The following is a 17,792-nucleotide window of genomic DNA, read 5'->3' as shown; positions in this document are numbered from 1 at the left end:
GTGAACGTGTGGCACTTCGACTGGATCCGCACCGATCGCTGGCCGGACTGGCGGCCGCCGCCGTTGCCCTCGGTGTGGCGGCGCTCCTGGCGATTCCGCTTGGGCCACATGCCGATTCCCGCACCGCTGTCGGGTCGGTGGTCATCGACCTGACCCCGGGACCGCTCAAAGAGTGGGCGATCCAGACCTTCGGCACCAACGACAAGCTGTTCCTGACCGTGGCCGTGCTCGTGGCCATCGCGGTGATCGCCATGGTGACAGCACAATTCGAGGACCGGAAGCTCGGCAGCATCGCCCTGGGACTGGCCGGGGTGCTGGGCGGCGCCGCGGTGCTGTCGCGCACCGGCGCCCGCCCGATCGACGTCGCGCCGTCGCTCGTCGGCGCGGCCGCGGGCATCGCGGTCCTGCGGCTGCTGGTCTCCGATCGCCTCAGTCCCGCGGCCCCGGAACCGGAGGCAGATACAGAGACCGATGCCGGCCGCCGCCGATCGCTGGCGGCGCTGGGCTTCCTGGCCGCCGGCACGCTGGCCGGGGTCATCGGGACCGTGCTGGGCCGCGCCGCGTCGTCGGTCGCAGGTGACCGCAGCGCCTACACCCCGCCGGCGCCCAAGATGCCGGGACCACCGATCCCCCCAGATGTGCAGCCGGCCGGGGTGGACCTGCCGCCGTTCATCACGCCGAACGCCGACTTCTACCGCATCGACACCGCACTGTCCGTCCCGCAGGTGCAGCGGCAGGACTGGCGGCTGCGGATCCACGGGATGGTCGATCGTGAGGTCACCTTTCGCTTCGACGAGCTGGCGCAGTTCGAGGCGATCGACAAGGTGGTCACGCTCACCTGTGTGTCAAACCCGGTGGGCGGCAACCTGATATCGAACGCCACCTGGACCGGCTACCGCGTGCGCGACCTGCTGGCCCGGGCCGGTGTTCACGCGGACGCCGACATGGTGCTGTCCAAGTCCATCGACGGGTTCACGGCGGGCACGCCCGTCGAGGCACTGACCGACAACCGCGACGCGCTGCTCGCCGTCGCCATGAATGGCGAACCGCTGCCGACCGAACACGGCTACCCGGCGCGGCTGGTGGTTCCCGGCCTGTACGGCTACGTCTCGGCGACGAAGTGGCTCGTCGACCTCGAACTCACCAGATTCGACCGGGCACAGGCTTATTGGACGAGGTTGGGCTGGTCCGCGCACGGGCCCATCAAGACCGAGTCACGCATCGACGTGCCGCGCGCCGGGTCCGCGGTGCCGATGGGTACCGCGACGTTCGGCGGCGTCGCGTGGGCGCAGAACCGCGGGGTGCGTGCCGTGGAGGTCCGCATCGACGACGGCCCGTGGCGACCGGCGACGCTGGGCGCCGCGTACTCGAACGACACCTGGCGGCTGTGGAGTTACACCTGGCAGGCGGACCAGCCCGGGCGCCACACCATCACCGTGCGCGCCACCGACAACACCGGCGCGGTCCAGACCTCCGAGGTCGCCGGCGCCGTCCCCGACGGCGCGACGGGCTGGCACTCGGTGCCCTTCACCGTCGCGTGACCGGAGCCCGAAATATTCACTTGGCGAGCCGGATTCGCGTCACTACGGTGACCGGATGACCGAACCCGCCCAGCAGTGGCGCACCGGCCTCCGGGCCCGACTCATCGCGGCGCGCAAGGCGAAGGACAACGTGGCGACTGCGGCGCTCCGCAGCGCGCTCAGTGCCATCGACAACGCCGAGACGCCGGACGTGCCCCTGCCCCGCGCCGGCGCCATCGCCGACAGCGCCCACGGCCTCGGCGCCGCCGAGGTCGCCCGCCGGCACCTCACCGAGGACCAGATCCGGGAGCTGATCGAAACCGAGGCCGACGAACGCCGAGCCGCGGCCGGACAACTGCGGTCGATGGGCCACGACGACCGCGCGGTGCAGGTCGAGGCGGAGGCACAGGTACTGAGCGAGCTCCTCTGCGCCGACTGAACAACATTGTCGGTGCCCCGTGCCAAGCTGGGGTCGTGCTCCTCTCCGACGTCGCGACGGCCTCGGCCGAAGTCGGTGCGGTGTCTGCCAGGTCCGCGAAGATCAGCCGCATCGCGGCCCTCCTCGGCAGCGCGGCCGACGATCCGGCGACCGTCGCGATCGTCGTCGACTGGCTGTCGGGCGAGCTGCCGCAGCGCCAGATCGGGGTCGGCTGGGCGGCGCTGCGCTCGCTGCCGCCGCCGGCCGACGGCGACTCGACGCTGACCGTCACCGAGGTCGACGCCGCGCTGTCGGCCATCAAGGCGGTGGCCGGCCCGGGTTCGGCCGCCGCGCGTACCACGCTGCTGCACTCACTGTTCGGCGCGGCCACCGCGGTCGAGCAGACGTTCCTGCGTGGGCTGCTCAGCGGCGGGCTGCGGCAGGGCGCGTTGGCCGGGGTGATGGCCGACGCGGTGGCGAAGGCCACGGGCATCCCCGCCGCCGAGGTGCGCCGTGCCGCGATGCTCAGCGGCAACCTGGCCACCGTGGCGGCGGTGGCGATGTCCGACGGCGCCGACGGCCTGCAGCGTTTCACCCTCACCGTGGGCCGGCCAGTGAGCCCGATGCTGGCGCAGACGGCGACCGATGTCGGCGACGCCCTCGAAAAGCTCGGTGGCGCGGCGATATTCGAGACGAAACTCGACGGCGTTCGGCTGCAGATTCATCGCTCCGGCACCGAGGTGTCGGTCTACACCCGCAGCCTCGACGACATCACGGCCCGGGTGCCCGACGTGGTGCGCGCGGTGCTGGAACTGCCGGTGACGGACCTGATCGCGGATGCCGAGGCCCTGGCCATGCGGCCCGACGGGCGCCCGCACCGGTTCCAGGTGACGTCCTCCCGGATCGGCAAACGCTCTGACGATGGGGCGCAACCACTTTCGGTGTACTTCTTCGACATCCTGCACCGCGACGGCACCGACCTGCTGGACCAGCCGGCCGAGCACCGCCGCCAAGCGCTCGACGAGGTCGTCCCCGAGCCGCTCCGGGTGCGGCGCTGTGTCACCGCCGATTCGGTTGTCGCGCAACAGTTCCTCGACGACACCCTGGCCGCCGGCCACGAAGGCGTGATGGCCAAGCACCCGGAGTCACCGTACGAGGCGGGCCGGCGCGGCGCCGGCTGGCTGAAGGTCAAGCCGGTGCACACACTGGATCTGGTGGTGCTCGCGGTCGAGTGGGGTTCGGGGCGGCGCACGGGCAAGTTGTCGAACATCCATCTGGGCGCGCGTGATCCGGCCACCGGCGGTTTCGTCATGCTGGGCAAGACCTTCAAGGGCATGACCGACGCGATGCTGGACTGGCAGACCGCGCGATTCACCGAACTGGCCGACGGCCCGATGAACGGTTACGTCGTGCGGCTGCGGCCGGAGCAGGTCGTCGAGATCGCGTTCGACGGCGTGCAGGGGTCCAGCCGCTACCCCGGAAAGATGGCGCTGCGGTTCGCGCGGGTGCTGCGCTACCGCGACGACAAGCGGCCCGACGAGGCCGACACCATAGACACCGTCCGGTCGCTGTACGAACGCTGAGGGTTACCCCACGATCCGGAGCCACCGATGACAGGATGTGGGGCATGTCACCAGCCACCGCACACCCCGACGAATCCGTCGGTGACATCACCTATGTGCGTACCGACCCGGACCTGCCACCGGTCGCGATCGTCGACCGCTCGCCCATCACCGCCCGGCATCGGGTGATCTTCGGCGTCATCGCGGTGCTCGCCGCGGTGGCGTGGGCCGTCATCGCCTTCGCGCGCGGCGAGACGGTCAACGCGGTGTGGTTCGTCATCGCCGCGATCTGCACCTACGTCATCGGATACCGGTTCTATGCGCGGCTGATCGAGATGAAGATCGTCAAACCCCGCGACGATCACGCCACCCCGGCCGAGCTCCTCGAGAACGACACCGACTACATGCCGACCGACCGCCGGGTGCTGTTCGGTCACCATTTCGCGGCCATCGCCGGCGCCGGCCCGCTGGTCGGCCCGGTGCTGGCCATGCAGATGGGTTACCTGCCGGGCACCATCTGGATCATCGTCGGCGCGGTCGTCGCGGGGTGTGTGCAGGACTATCTGGTGCTGGTCATCTCGACGCGGCGGCGCGGCCGGTCCCTGGGCCAGATGGCGCGTGACGAGCTCGGGCCCATCGGCGGCATCGCCGCGATCGTCGCGGTGCTGGTGATCATGGTGATCCTGCTGGCGGTGCTGGCGCTCGTCGTGGTCAACGCGCTCGCCGAAAGCCCGTGGGGCGTGTTCTCCATCGCGATGACGATTCCGATCGCGATCTTCATGGGGCTGTATCTGCGGTATCTGCGGCCGGGCCGGGTGTCCGAGGTGACGCTCATCGGCGTCGCGCTGCTGCTGCTCGCGGTGGTCTCGGGCGGCTGGGTCGCCGAAACATCCTGGGGTGCAGACTGGTTCACGCTGTCGAAGGTGACGTTGTCGTGGTGCATCATCGTCTACGGCCTGGCCGCGTCGGTGCTGCCGGTGTGGCTGCTGCTCGCGCCGCGCGACTACCTGTCGACGTTCATGAAGGTCGGCACCATCTCGCTGCTGGCCGTCGGCATCTTGATCGCCCACCCGGTCATGTCGGCCCCCGCGGTGTCGCAGTTCGCCACGCGGGCCGACGGTCCGGTGTTCGCCGGCGCGCTGTTCCCGTTCCTGTTCATCACCATCGCGTGTGGCGCGCTGTCGGGCTTCCATTCCCTGATCTCCTCGGGCACGACGCCGAAGCTGCTGGAGAAGGAAGGGCAGACGCGGCTCATCGGTTACGGCGGCATGCTGACCGAGTCGTTCGTGGCGATCATGGCGCTGATCACCGCGGCGATCCTCAACCAGCACCTGTACTTCGTGATCAACTCCCCCGGCGCGGCGACCGGGAACAGTGCGGCCACGGCCGCGACGTATGCGAACGGGCTGGGGCTGTCGGGAGCTCCGATCACCGCGCAGCAGATCACCGCCGCGGCAACCGATGTCGGTGAGCACTCGGTCGTCTCGCGTACCGGCGGCGCACCGACGCTGGCGCTGGGCATGTCCGAAGTGCTGCACCAGGTGTTCGGCGGGTCGAGCATGAAGGCCTTCTGGTACCACTTCGCGATCATGTTCGAGGCGCTGTTCATCCTCACCACCGTCGACGCGGGCACCCGCGTGGCGCGCTTCATGCTGTCCGATGCCCTGGGCAACCTCGGGGGGCCGCTGCGGAAGCTGCGTGACCCCAGCTGGCGTATCGGCGCGTGGACCTGCAGCCTGCTGGTCGTCGCGGGCTGGGGCAGCATCCTGCTGATGGGTGTCACCGACCCGCTCGGCGGCATCAACACACTGTTCCCGCTGTTCGGCATCGCCAACCAGCTGCTCGCGGCCATCGCGCTGACGGTCGTCACTGTCGTGGTGATCAAGAAGGGGCTGCTGAAGTGGGCCTGGATTCCTGGGCTGCCGCTGTTCTGGGACGCCCTGGTCACACTCACCGCATCGTGGCAGAAGATTTTCTCCCACGACCCCAAAATCGGCTACTGGCAACAGCATTCGCAGTACCTGGCGGCCAAGGCGGCGGGCAAGACGAGCTTCGGCTCGGCCAAGAACCCCGACCAGATCGACGCCGTCATCCGCAACACCTTCATCCAGGGCACGCTGTCCATCGTGTTCGCGCTGCTGGTGGTGGTCGTCGTGGTCGTCGGCATCGTCGTCGCCCTGCAAGCCATCCGCGGCGGCGGCCGGCCACTGACCGACGACGAGCCGGTGCCGTCACGGCGGTTCGCGCCGCGCGGCCTCTTCGCCACCGACGCCGAGAAGGAGGTGCAGAAGCAATGGGACGAGTACTGGTCGACGCACGCAGGATCACCGCAAAAGCCCGTTGGTACTGGTCATCATTGATGGGCGACAACCACTACGCGCGATACCTGGAGCACCACGGCCGCACGCATCCCGGCGAGCCGGTGCTGACCGAGCGCGAGTACTGGAAGGCGCGGCACCGCGCCGCGGACCGCAACCCGCAGGGCCGCTGCTGCTGAGCCCGCCCGGGTGAACAGCCGATCGTCAGGCCGGGGCGCAACGGTCGTCTACACAACCGCCCGCACAGTGGACGCACACCGCTGTCGGCACCTCACAGGGTGGTACCAAAAGAGACGACCCTCACTCCGTGGTACTAAATGAGTGTATGGACAGATGTCCAGTTGTTGCCCCACCAGCCTTAGGAGAAACGTGCTGTTCACGGTTTCCGACGTCACCGACGCCGTCGCTGCAGCCATCCCGGACCGCACCCTGATCATTCAGGGCGATCGCCGCTTCACCTACGCCGAGGTTGTCGCCCGCGCCAACCGGCTCGCCGCCTACCTGCACGCGCAGGGCCTGGGCGTGCACACCGAGCGCGATCAGCTGGCCGGCCACGAAGTGGGCCAGGACCTGGTGGGCATCTACGCGTACAACGGCCCCGAGTTCGTCGAATCCCTGCTCGGCGCGTTCCGCGCCCGGGTGGCGCCGTTCAACGTCAACTACCGCTACGTCAAGGCCGAGCTGCAGTACCTGCTGAACGACGCGGGTGCCTCCGCCCTGATCTATCACGCCGCGTTCGCGCCGACGCTGGCCGAGGTGCTGCCGGATCTGCCGAACCTCAAGGTCCTGATCCAGATCGCCGACAGCTCGGGCAACGACCTGCTGCCCGGTGCCGTCGACTACGAGACCATCGTGAACGCCGACGTCCCGCCGCCGCCGGTGACGCCGTCGCCCGACGACCTCTACGTGCTGTACACCGGCGGCACCACCGGTATGCCCAAGGGCGTGCTGTGGCGCCAGCACGACATCTTCATGGCCTCGTTCGGCGGCCGCAACGCGATGACGGGCGAGCCGGCGCAGTCTGCCCAGGAGATCGTCGACCGGGCCTCGGCGGCCGCCGAGATGCGGATGATGATCCTGCCGCCGCTCATGCACGGCGCCGCTCAGTGGGGCGTGATGACGGGCATCAACAACGGCCAGACCATCGTGTTCGCCCAGGAGGTCGAGGGCTTCAACGCCAAGGAGATCGTCGAGACCATCGCCCGCGAGAAGATCGCGATCGCGACGGTCGTCGGTGACGCGATGGCCCGGCCGCTGGTCACCGCGATCGAAGAAGCCATCGCCGACGGTAGCCACGACCCGACGTCGCTGGTCGTCGTCGCCAACGGCGGCGCCCTCTTCACGCCGGCCGTGAAGGGCCGGCTTGTCGCCGCACTGCCGAACGCCATGGTGATCGACGGCGTGGGTTCGTCGGAAACCGGCGCGCAGATGTCGCACGTGTCGACCAAGGCCAACGTCTCCAGCGGCACCTTCACCGCCGGTCCGGCCACCCGGATCGTCTCGGAGGACTTCACCTCGCTGCTGGCCCCCGGCCATGAGGGCAACGGCTGGCTGGCGCAGGAGGGCCACGTGCCGCTCGGCTACAAGGGCGACGCCGCCAAGACGGCCAAGACCTTCCCGGTGATCGACGGCATCCGGTACGCGGTGCCGGGCGACCGTGCCCGCCTGCTGGAGGGCGGCACCGTCGAGCTGCTCGGCCGCGACTCGGTGACCATCAACTCGGGCGGCGAGAAGATCTTCGCCGAAGAGGTCGAGTCCGCCATCGCCTCGCACCCAGCCGTGGTCGACGTCGTCGTCGCCGGACGCCCGAGCGAGCGCTGGGGCAACGAGGTCGTCGCGGTCGTGGCACTGGCCGACGGTGCCGAGGCCGACGCCGCCGAACTCATCAAGCACGCGTCGGAATCCATCGCGCGCTACAAGCTGCCGAAGGCCGTCGTGTTCCGGCCGACGATCGTCCGCAGCCCCGCGGGCAAGGCCGATTACAGGTGGGCCAAGGAGCAGGCGCTGCAGGACTAGATCCCGCCAGAAGTAGAACGGCCCCCTTTCTTCCGAGAGGGGGCCGTTCGCTGTCTGCCGACAGCTCAGCCGGCGGCCCACTCCTTCGCGCGGTCGAGCGCGTCGAGCCCGAAGATCTGCAGTTCGCCGGGAATCATCCAGGCCACGGCATGCAGCGTGTGCGCCACCCACGGCTTGTCCGACACCACGGCAATGCGTTTGAACGCCGAATGGTGTTTGAACAGCGCACCGAAACCGACCTTCAGATCCTCGACCAGTCCGCCCGGGCCGAAGCCCTCGTAGTCGGCGGCGATGACCTCGACGATCCTGATCTCACCACCGACGACGAGATCGTCCATCGTGGGCTCGAATTCGCGGATGTCGTCACCGCTCACCCGACCGGACACCCGAATGCCGGTCACGCCGTCGGGCATGTCTGACAGCACTTCGATCATGGCGCCAGCCTACGGCGCAGCCGTGCCTCGCGAGCTGGGGGCACCTCCCGCTTGCGGGGGAACGCAAAACTGTCAACTTCGCGACGAAAACGACAGTTTTGCGTCTTCTCGCGGGAGCTGATCATGCCCCGAACCGGGCCAGCGGATCGGCTGTCGCCTCGATCTTGGCGACGAGACCGTCGCGAATCGTCAGGACCACCACCGCGAAGAGCTGCCGGTGCGCGAACGCCAGCAGGACGGGTTGGCCGAGCGGTCCGGCGACGACGGTGGTCCCCGGTCCGAGGTACAGCATGAGATTCTCGGCGACCCGCTGCGGTCCGTGGTTGACGATCGGCGGGATCGGCGGATCGCTCAGCACCGTGCCGACGCCCCAGACCGTCGGGTCCAGCACCGCGGCCAGCGTCTGCACGTCGCCGCCGGCGCAGGCGGTGATGAACTTCTCGGTGACCAGTTGATGTTCGGTCGCCTCGACGTCGTCGGCTCGCCTGTCGGTACCGGCCACCTTCGCCCGGGCCCGGCGGGCCAGCTGCCGGCACGTGCCGACGGGTCGGCCGACGGTCTCGGCGATCGACTCGAACGGGACGCCGAAGACGTCGTGCAGGATGAACGCCACGCGCTCACCGGGACTCAGCTGCCGGAGCACCCGCAGCAGGGCGCTCGACACCTCGTCGTCGAGGGTGATGCGGTCGGCGGGGTCCGGCTCATTCGATGCCAGTGGCGGCATCTCGTCCTGCTCGGTCGGTTGTTCGCGCCGCGCCCGCGCCGACCGGACGAGGTCGAGGCACAGCCGGCCGGCGACCGTCGTCAGCCACGCGCGGACGTCCTCGATCTCGCCTGGCTCTGTGCGGGACAGCCGCAGAAACGCTTCCTGCGCAACATCTTCGGCGTCGCCGACGTCACCGAGCATCTGGTACGCGAGGTTGACCAGATACGGATGGTGGTGGCGCCAGGCCGCGGTGAACTCAGTGGTTTCTGTCATCAGTTGAAGACGATCCAGGGTGGTGAAAAGTTACCGCACCGCCGCATCCCGTGGGTCGTAACATTAGCGACGGGTACTCCGTCCTTGATTCATGACCATTCTCATCACCGGGGCCACCGGCAACGTCGGTCGCCCCCTCGTCGAACAATTACACGCCGCGGGCATGAAAGTCCGTGCCGTCACCCGTAATCCGTCCCCACAGCTCCCGGCCGGGGTCGAGACCGTCGCATCCGTCCGCGACGGCATCGCCGGAGCGAGCGCGGTGTTCCTCAATTCGCGTGCCCTCGGTCCGGACCTGGCGTGGACGGTCGACGCCGCCAAAGATTCCGGCGCCAAGCTGGTCGCGCTGTCCGCGATGAACGTCGACGAAGACTTCACCCGGCAGCCGTCGCGTCTGCGGGGCGACCGCAACAAGGAGGTCGAACAACTGGCTGTCGACTCCGGACTGCCGTGGGTGAGCCTGCGGCCGGCGTTGTTCGCCACCAACTTCATCGGCATGTGGGCCGGGCAACTGCAGGCCGGTGACGTTGTGGCCGGACCCTATGCGGAGGCCTCCAGCGCACCCATCGTCGAAGCCGACATCGCGGCCGTCGCCGCGCGCGCCCTGCTCACCGATGACCTGAACGGCCGCAAGATTCCGCTGACGGGGCCGCAGGCACTCACCAACGCCGAGCTGCTCGCCATCGTCGGCGAGGTGCTGGGGCGCGACCTGCGCTACCGGGAAATCCCGGTCGAACAGGTCCGCGCGCGGTTCGTCGCCATCGGCTTCCCCGCCGAGTTCGGTACCGCCTACACCGCGCTGCTCGCCGAAACCGTCGACACCCCGGCGCGGGTGAGCGACGAGGTCGAGCGCATCCTCGGCCGCCCGGCCCAGACCTTCGCCGCCTGGGTGGGCCGGCACCGCGGCGCCTTCACCCCGCGTTTGGAGACCAGCCATGTCTGATCCGCGACCGCCGCGCTACCTCAAGCCGATGAACAAAGTCGTTGTCGCCGTGGGGAAGCTCGGCATCCCCGTCGGCCCCGCGATGGTGCTGACCGTGCCCGGCCGCAAGACCGGTACACCGCGAAGCACGCCGATGACACCGTTCGTCGTGCACGGCGAGATGTACGCCGTCGCCGGCTATCCCGGCGCGCACTGGGCCCTCAACGCCCGCGCCGCCGGCACCGGCACCTTGACGCGGGGCCGCAAGTCGCGGCCCGTGCGGATCACCGAGTTGACGGTCGACGAGGCACGGCCGGTGCTACGTGAGTTCCCGGTGCAGGTACCCGTCGGCGTGAAGTTCGCCAAGAGTTCCGGCATGGTCACCGAGGGCACACCCGACGAATTCGAGGCGCTGGCAGGAAGACTCGCCGTCTTCCGGTTCGACCCGCTGGGCTGATCTCAGCGGTAGGCGCTGCCCTGTTCGCGGTCGAGGTAGGTGTCGGACTTGTTCTTCAGGAAGAACAGATACACCAGCAGCGACGCCGCGATGCAGACGGTGACGTAGACGATGAACAGCGGCACGTCACCTCGGGCCTTGAGGGCCTGGTAGATCAGGGGCGCGGTGCCACCGAAAATCGAATTGGCCAGCGCATAGCCGACGCCGACGCCGAGCGCCCGCACGTGGGCCGGGAACAGTTCGGACTTCACCAGCGCGTTGATCGAGGTGTATCCGGTGAGAATGATGTACGCGACGGCCACCAGCACGAACGACAGGATCGGCGAGTGCGTCTGCGGCAGGTAGGTGATCAGGACGTAGGTGTAGACCACACCGCCGAATCCGAACCACAGGAGTAGGGGTTTGCGGCCGACGCGGTCGCTGATCATGCCGCCGATCGGCTGGATCAGCATCAGGAAGATCAGCCCGAGGAGGTTGATCCAGGTCGCGGTCATGGGTTGGCTCTTGTAGGTCGCCTTCACCATCGCCGGCGCGTTGACGCTGTACGTGTAGAACGCGACGGTGCCGCCGAGCGTGATCAGGAAGCAGAGCAGCAGCGGCTTCCAGTAGCGCGTGAACAGTTCACGCATCGAACCGGCACTCGCGTCTTTACCCTCCTGAACCGCCTTGAGGGTCTCCTCGGAAAGTGACTCGTCCATGCTGCGCCGCAGCCAGAACACCACGACCGCCGCGACACCGCCGACCGCAAACGCTATGCGCCAACCGAATTCGCTCACCTGCGCGGTGTTCAGCGCCGTGAGGATGATGAGCAGGGTGAACTGGGCGAGCACGTGCCCACCGACCAGGGTCACGTACTGGAACGAGGAGAAGAACCCGCGGCGTTCCCGGGTCGCCGCCTCCGACATATAGGTCGCGGATGTGCCGTACTCGCCGCCGGTGGCGAAACCCTGCACCAGCCGGCAGATGATCAGGATGATCGGCGCCGCGACACCGATGCTGGCGCGCGACGGAACCAGGGCGATCACCATCGAGCAGGCCGCCATCAGCGACACACTGACCATCAGTGCGGTGCGGCGCCCCCGGCGGTCGGCGAAGCGGCCGAAGAACCACGACCCGATCGGCCGGGTGATGAACGTGACCGCGAAGATCGCGTACACGTAGATCGTCGAATTCTGGTCGGCCTTGTCGAAGAACTGGTTTTCGAAGTAGGTGGCGAAGACGGTGTAGACGTAGACGTCGTACCACTCGACGAGGTTGCCCGACGATCCCCGGATGGTGTTCCAGATCGCGCGACGGGTCGCTGCGCGGCCCGACGGCGTCGGTGTGTCTTCGGTCAGTGCGGTCATGCTGCTCTCCAACGGTGGGCAACGAATCGGGTGTGGGCACATCATTGCGGCGAACCGACGGTACGGAATGGAATTCGGCCACAGCGCCGTTTTCCTTGCACGATTCACAGATTCACCCCGACCGTACCCTTGCGTGGTACCGGCTCATCGCGCTTCAGCCCTCGCGGATGACTCCGCGTTCGCAGAGGTGCTCCGTCAGCGGCGCCACCCCGACTTCGAAGTGTTCAGCCATCGCCGTTCGGGCCGCATCGCCGTCACCGGCCTGCAGCGCGGCGATCACGCGGCGGTGGTCCCGGATCGACAGGTCCGGCCACCCCTGCAGCGTCGGGAACACCGCCTCGGGCGCGTAACGGGTTATGCCTGACATGAATTGGGTCAGCTTGGGTGAGTCGGCGACGACGTTGATCAGCCGGTGGAACTCGTGGTTGAGCTGCACCATGCGGTCGACATCGGTGTGCTGGTAGGCCTGCTCCAGCGCCTCCTGGATGCGCGTGAGCTCGGCGACCTGAGCGTCCGTGATGTTCTCGGCAGCACGCGCCGCCAGTTCCCCACCGACGAACGCCTGCACCATGGCCACGTCGGCGACGTCGCGGGCCGTCACCTCCAGCACCATGAAGCCACGCCGGGGATGCTGCACCAACAGCCCTTCGGCCCGAAGGTTCAGCAGCGCCTCCCGGACCGGGGTGACGCTGACACCCAGCTCGGTGGCCAGCTGGTCCAGCCGCAGGTACTCCCCCGCCGGGAACGCACCGCTGAAGATGCGGCGGCGGACGTACCGCGCCACGTCGTGGGAAAGCTGTGCGGGCGCGGCGAATTGGGGTTCAGATGCGGTATTCATTGAGCAGGTTCTTGCTGATGATGGTCTTCTGGATTTCACTGGTGCCCTCGCCGATCAACAGGAACGGCGCGTCCCTCATCAGTCGTTCGATCTCGTATTCCTTCGAGTAGCCGTAGCCGCCGTGGATCCGGAAGCTCTGCTGGGTGACTTCCGAACAGAACTCACTGGCAAGGTATTTCGCCATCCCGGCGGCGACGTCGTTGCGCTCGCCCGAGTCTTTGAGCCGGGCCGCGTTGACCATCATCAGATGTGCCGCTTCGACTTTGGTGGCCATCTCGGCGAGTTGGAAGGCGATGGCCTGGTGGTCGGCGATCGGCTTGCCGAACGTCTCGCGCTGTTGGGCGTAGCGCACCGCCAGTTCGAAGGCGCGGATGCCGACACCGCAGGCCCGCGCGGACACGTTGACCCGGCCGACCTCGATACCGTCCATCATCTGGAAGAAGCCCTCGCCGGGCTTGCCGCCGAGGACATCGTCGGCGCCGGCGCGGTAGCCCTCGAAGATGAGCTCGGTGGTGTCGATGCCCTTGTAACCGAGCTTGTCGATCTTGCCCGGAATCGTGAGGCCGGGTTTGACCTCGCCGAAGCCGGTCGGTTTCTCGACCAGGAACGCGGTCAGGTTACGGTGCGGCTTGTCCGCGCCCTCGTCGGTTTTCACCAGTGCCGCAACCAGAGTCGAGCTGCCGCCGTTGGTCAGCCACATCTTCTGGCCGGTGATGGTGTAGCCGCCGTCGGCGTCTCGGGTGCCCCTGGTGCGGATCGCGGCGACGTCGGACCCCAGCTCCGGCTCGGACATCGAGAAGGCGCCGCGCACCTCACCGGTCGCCATCCGGGGCAGGTAGCGCTGCTTCTGTTCGTCGGTGCCGTGCTGACGGATCATGTAGGCGACGATGAAGTGGGTGTTGATGACGCCCGAGATGCTCATCCAGCCCCGGGCGAGTTCCTCGACGCACAGGGCGTACGTCAGCAGTGACTCACCGAGCCCGCCGTACTCCTGCGGGATCATCAGGCCGAACAGGCCCATGTCCATCATCTGATCGACGATGGCCTGCGGGTAGGAGTCCGAGTGTTCCAGCTCCTGTGCTGCCGGAATGATCTCCCGGTCGACGAATTGCCGTACCGTGGCGACGATTTCGCGCTGCACCTCGGTGAGTCCGGCGGTCTGGGCAAGGCGTGTCATGACTCGATCCGTTCGAATACGGCGGCCAACCCCTGGCCGCCTCCGATGCACATGGTCTCCAGCCCGTAGCGCGCATCCCGCAGGTGCAGTTCGCGGGCCAGGGTCGCGAGCATCCGGCCGCCGGTAGCGCCGACGGGATGGCCGAGCGAGATACCCGAACCGCGCACGTTCGTGCGTTCCCAGTCCGCGTCGGTGAACTTCCATTCCCGGGTGCAGGCCAGCGCCTGGGCGGCGAAGGCCTCGTTGAGTTCGATCAGGTCGATATCGGCAAGAGCGAGGCCGGCTTTGGCCAGCGCGATCTCGGTGGCCGGCACCGGTCCGATGCCCATGACGTTGGGCGGCACCCCGGCCACGCCCCAGGACGCCAGCCGGACCAGTGGCTGCAGCCCCAGTTCGGCCGCGCGCTCCGGGGTGGTCACGACGCACATCGCCGCCGCGTCGTTCTGCCCACTGGAGTTTCCCGCCGTCACGGTGGCGTCCGGATCACTCTTGCCCAGAACAGGTTTGAGCTCACCGAGCGCCTCGACGGTGGTGTCGGCGCGTGGATGTTCGTCGGTGTCGATCACCTGGTCACCGGCGCGGGTGGTGACGGTCACCGGGACGATCTCGTCGGCCAGCACCCCACTGCGTTGCGCTGCAACAGCTTTCTGATGCGACCGCACCGCCAGCGCATCCTGCTCCACCCGGGAGATCGCGTACTGCCTGCGCAGGTTCTCCGCGGTCTCGAGCATGCCACCGGGCACCGGATAATTCTTGCCGCCGGCGGTGGTCCGGCCGCGCGCCAGCCCGTCGTGCACCGTGATGCCGCCGCGCGCGCCACCCCAGCGCATATCGGTGGAGTGGAAGGCGACGTTGCTCATCGACTCCGCACCACCGGCGATCACCAGATCGTTTGCGCCACTGGCCACCTGCATGCAGGCCTGGATGACGGCCTGCAGTCCTGACCCGCAGCGCCGGTCGACCTGCATGCCCGGAACGGTGACCGGCAGCCCGGCGTCGAGCGCCACGACGCGGCCGATCGCCGGGGCTTCACTGGACGGGTAGCAGTGCCCGAGAATGACATCCTGTACCGCGTCTGCCGGAATCCCGGTGCGCTGCAACAAACCCCGCAGCGCCGCGACGCCGAGTTCGACCGCGGTCAGCGATTTGAACATGCCGCCGTAGCGGCCGATCGGGGTACGTACCGGCGCGCAGATGACGGGACTGGTCGCGACCATCTAGAGGTGCCGTCCCCCGGTGATTTCCAGGACGCAGCCGGTCATGTACGACGACATGTCCGACGCCAGGAACGCGACCACCGACGCCACTTCACTGGGCTCGGCGGCCCGTCCCATCGGAATCTCCGCCAGCTTCTGATCCCAAATCCGTTGCGGCATGGCCTCGGTCATCGCGGAGCGGATCAGGCCCGGCTGCACGGCGTTGACCCGCACGCCGAGGTGGGCGACCTCCTTGGCGGCCGCCTTGGTCAGGCCGACGATGCCCGCCTTGGCCGCCGAGTAGTTGGTCTGGCCGACCAGGCCGACCTTGCCCGAGATCGACGAGATATTGATGATGGCACCGCTTTTCGCCTCCCGCATGAGGTTGGCCGCCAAGCGGGTGCCGTTCCAACAGCCTTTCAGGTGCACGTCGATGACCTGGTCGAACTGCTCCTCGGTCATCTTGCGCATGGTGGCGTCGCGCGTGATGCCGGCGTTGTTGACCATGATGTCGATGGTTCCCCGGCCGCCGAACTCGACCGCGGCGTCGATCAGTGCCTGCACGTCTGCGGCCGACGTCACGTCGCAGCGCACGGCCTTGGCCACGTCGGAACCCCCGAGCTTGGCGACGGCGGCCTCGGTCGCGTCGAGATTCAGGTCGCCGATCACGACGCGGGCGCCTTCGGCGATGAACCGTTCCGCGATCGCGTATCCGATTCCCTGGGCACCGCCGGTGATCACCGCGATACGTCCGTCCAGCAGCGGCATGGTCGTGCACTCCTCCTGATCGACTGATCCGGTCCGGGCGGCAGCACCGCCAGCCGGCTTCATACATAAAATATGATATTTCTTGCATCAAACCAGAAGCACCCTCGTGTTGCGCAAGGAGACCTCACATGGCCGAACCCACCGGTTCCCCCGCCGCAGAAGTCAGCGATCAGGATTTCCGCGACATCCTCGACGCGACCCGCCAGTTCGTCCGCACCGCGGTCCTGCCGCGCGAGCTCGAGATCATGAACGAGAACCGGGTGCCCGACGACATCCGCGATCAGGCGAAGAACATGGGCCTATTCGGCTATGCCATCCCCCAGGAGTGGGGCGGTCTGGGACTGAACCTCGTCCAGGACGTCGAGATGGCGATGGAGTTGGGCTACACCACGCTTGCCGTGCGGTCGATGTTCGGCACCAACAACGGCATCGCCGGCCAGGTGCTGGTCGGGTTTGGCACCGATACCCAGAAGCAGCGCTGGCTGGAACCGATCGCCAGCGGCGACTGCGTCGCGTCCTTCGCGTTGACCGAGTCCGGCGCCGGCTCCAACCCCGCCGGCCTGCGCACCAAGGCCGTGGCCGACGGGGACGACTGGATCATCACCGGCCACAAGCGATTCATCACCAACGCGCCCACCGCGAACCTGTTCGTGGTGTTCGCCCGGACCCGGCCGGCCGACGCCGACGGACCCGGCATCGCCGTGTTCCTCGTCCCCGCCGACGCTCCCGGCGTCGTGGTCGGGCCGAAGGACGCGAAGATGGGCCAGGAAGGGGCCTGGACCTCCGACATCACGTTCGACGACGTGCGGGTCGGTCCCGATGCCCTCATCGGCGGCAACGAGGACATCGGCTACCGCGCCGCGCTGACGTCATTGGCCCGGGGCCGGGTGCACATCGCAGCCGTCTCGGTGGGCGCGGCGCAACGCGCCCTCGACGAGTCGGTGACGTACGCCGCGACCGCCACGCAGGGCGGCACCGCAATCGGCGAATTCCAGCTGGTACAGGCGATGCTGGCGGACATGCAGACCGGCGTCATGGCCGGCCGGGCCCTGGTCCGGGACGCCGCGCAGTTGTGGGTCAGCGGCGCGGACCGCCGCATCGCGCCGTCGGCCGCGAAGCTGTTCTGTACCGAGATGGTCGGCAAGGTCGCCGACCTGGCCGTGCAGGTGCACGGCGGCAGCGGGTACATGCGCGACGTGCCCGTCGAACGGATCTATCGCGACGTGCGCCTGCTCCGGTTGTACGAAGGCACCAGCGAGATTCAGCGGTTGATCATCGGCGGCGGCCTGGTGAAGGCGGCGCAGCGCTCGGCGTCGGGTCGCTGACGCCGCCAGCAATCATCCGATGATTCGCACGATCGATTCGACGACGGCGGCCGGCTTATCCGATCCCTCGATCTCGACGGTCACTGTCATCGTCGCTTGAACGGCACCGTCCAGCTCGTCGACTTTCGAAATGACGGCACCCGCGCGAACGTTTGCTCCGACCTTGACCGGTGTGATGAATCGCACCTTGTTATATCCGTAATTGACGGCCAATGCGACGTTGTCGACGCGATAGAGCTGGTGCATGAAATGCGGTAGCAGTGAAAGTGTCAGCAAACCGTGTGCAATTGTGCCGCCGAACGGGCCCGCGGCGGCGCGCTCAGGATCGACGTGAATCCACTGGTGGTCGTCGGTGGCGTCGGCGAACAGATTCACCCGATCCTGGGTGATCTCCATCCACTCCGTCGGCCCAAGCTGACTACCTGCTGCTGCGACGAACTCGGACAGATTGTCGAAGACCTTCACGCTTGCTCCTCTCGAGCGCGTCCGCTTTCCGGGCCGCACCGCTATTACTTC

At 67.9% G+C, this 17,792-nt stretch carries 17 protein-coding genes; 9 read left to right on the top strand and 8 right to left on the bottom strand.

The annotated features are described in order from the left end of the window. Positions 1-8 precede the first annotated feature (8 nt). From BR47_RS0113660 to BR47_RS0113635, 6 genes are all read left to right on the top strand, one after another. Positions 9-1,541: a molybdopterin-dependent oxidoreductase gene (locus BR47_RS0113660; protein WP_029119851.1), complete on the top strand. Its 1,533-nt coding sequence runs from the start codon at positions 9-11 to the stop codon at positions 1,539-1,541. Positions 1,542-1,596: 55 nt separating this feature from the next. Next, a complete protein-coding gene (locus BR47_RS0113655) occupies positions 1,597-1,959 on the top strand; it encodes a GatB/YqeY domain-containing protein (protein ID WP_029119850.1) in 363 nt (120 codons plus the stop codon). Between the two features lie 35 nt (positions 1,960-1,994). Continuing rightward, positions 1,995-3,521, top strand: coding sequence for an ATP-dependent DNA ligase (locus BR47_RS0113650; RefSeq protein WP_029119849.1), 1,527 nt, complete (start codon positions 1,995-1,997; stop codon positions 3,519-3,521). A 44-nt stretch (positions 3,522-3,565) separates the two neighbouring features. Beyond that, complete coding sequence (locus tag BR47_RS0113645; protein ID WP_020104038.1) at positions 3,566-5,860, top strand: carbon starvation CstA family protein; 2,295 nt, start codon at positions 3,566-3,568, stop codon at positions 5,858-5,860. Beyond that, a complete protein-coding gene (locus tag BR47_RS32610; RefSeq protein WP_020104039.1) occupies positions 5,860-5,997 on the top strand; it encodes a YbdD/YjiX family protein in 138 nt (45 codons plus the stop codon). Before BR47_RS0113645 ends, BR47_RS32610 begins: the two co-directional genes overlap by 1 nt. 154 nt (positions 5,998-6,151) lie before the next feature. After that, positions 6,152-7,834, top strand: coding sequence for an acyl-CoA synthetase (locus tag BR47_RS0113635; protein WP_051634791.1), 1,683 nt, complete (start codon positions 6,152-6,154; stop codon positions 7,832-7,834). Positions 7,835-7,899: 65 nt separating this feature from the next. On the opposite strand, the gene BR47_RS0113630 is transcribed toward BR47_RS0113635, so the two are convergent. Then, positions 7,900-8,268 (bottom strand): SpoIIAA family protein, encoded by a 369-nt coding sequence (locus BR47_RS0113630; RefSeq protein ID WP_029119847.1) that lies wholly within the window; start codon positions 8,266-8,268, stop codon positions 7,900-7,902. Between the two features lie 121 nt (positions 8,269-8,389). Next, the gene (gene sigI / locus BR47_RS0113625; protein WP_029119846.1) at positions 8,390-9,247 is read right to left on the bottom strand and encodes an RNA polymerase sigma factor SigI; all 858 of its coding nucleotides are present in this window, start codon (positions 9,245-9,247) and stop codon (positions 8,390-8,392) included. Between the two features lie 91 nt (positions 9,248-9,338). Here sigI and BR47_RS0113620 point away from each other — a divergent pair, with 91 nt between their 5' ends. Then, a complete protein-coding gene (locus tag BR47_RS0113620) occupies positions 9,339-10,190 on the top strand; it encodes an NmrA family NAD(P)-binding protein (protein ID WP_029119845.1) in 852 nt (283 codons plus the stop codon). After that, positions 10,183-10,626: a nitroreductase/quinone reductase family protein gene (locus tag BR47_RS0113615; RefSeq protein ID WP_029105822.1), complete on the top strand. Its 444-nt coding sequence runs from the start codon at positions 10,183-10,185 to the stop codon at positions 10,624-10,626. Before BR47_RS0113620 ends, BR47_RS0113615 begins: the two co-directional genes overlap by 8 nt. A 2-nt stretch (positions 10,627-10,628) precedes the next feature. Here BR47_RS0113615 and BR47_RS0113610 read toward each other — a convergent pair whose 3' ends face one another. The 5 genes from BR47_RS0113610 to fabG all read right to left on the bottom strand — a co-directional run bounded on the left by BR47_RS0113610 (position 10,629) and on the right by fabG (position 15,951). Next, positions 10,629-11,972, bottom strand: coding sequence for an MFS transporter (locus BR47_RS0113610; protein ID WP_029119844.1), 1,344 nt, complete (start codon positions 11,970-11,972; stop codon positions 10,629-10,631). A 154-nt stretch (positions 11,973-12,126) separates the two neighbouring features. Beyond that, entirely contained in the window at positions 12,127-12,810 is a 684-nt protein-coding gene (locus BR47_RS0113605) for a GntR family transcriptional regulator (protein ID WP_029119843.1), read from the bottom strand. Then, entirely contained in the window at positions 12,794-13,987 is a 1,194-nt protein-coding gene (locus BR47_RS0113600) for an acyl-CoA dehydrogenase family protein (RefSeq protein ID WP_029119842.1), read from the bottom strand. Before BR47_RS0113600 ends, BR47_RS0113605 begins: the two co-directional genes overlap by 17 nt. Then, entirely contained in the window at positions 13,984-15,204 is a 1,221-nt protein-coding gene (locus BR47_RS0113595) for an acetyl-CoA C-acetyltransferase (protein WP_029119841.1), read from the bottom strand. The genes BR47_RS0113600 and BR47_RS0113595 overlap by 4 nt, the downstream gene beginning before the upstream one ends. Then, positions 15,205-15,951, bottom strand: coding sequence for a 3-oxoacyl-ACP reductase FabG (fabG, locus tag BR47_RS0113590; protein ID WP_029119840.1), 747 nt, complete (start codon positions 15,949-15,951; stop codon positions 15,205-15,207). It abuts the gene before it with no gap. Positions 15,952-16,079: 128 nt separating this feature from the next. Here fabG and BR47_RS0113585 point away from each other — a divergent pair, with 128 nt between their 5' ends. After that, a complete protein-coding gene (locus BR47_RS0113585; RefSeq protein ID WP_020104050.1) occupies positions 16,080-17,276 on the top strand; it encodes an acyl-CoA dehydrogenase family protein in 1,197 nt (398 codons plus the stop codon). 12 nt (positions 17,277-17,288) lie between these two features. Here the strand turns inward: BR47_RS0113585 and BR47_RS0113580 are convergent, their stop codons facing one another. Then, positions 17,289-17,741, bottom strand: coding sequence for a MaoC family dehydratase (locus BR47_RS0113580; protein ID WP_029105825.1), 453 nt, complete (start codon positions 17,739-17,741; stop codon positions 17,289-17,291). Positions 17,742-17,792 lie beyond the last annotated feature (51 nt).

The sequence above is a fragment of the Mycobacterium sp. UNC410CL29Cvi84 genome, assembly GCF_000686745.1.
Lineage (GTDB): Bacteria > Actinomycetota > Actinomycetes > Mycobacteriales > Mycobacteriaceae > Mycobacterium > Mycobacterium mucogenicum_B.
Note: the sequence above shows the minus strand (reverse complement) of the source record. Positions and strands in the feature narration are given on the sequence as shown.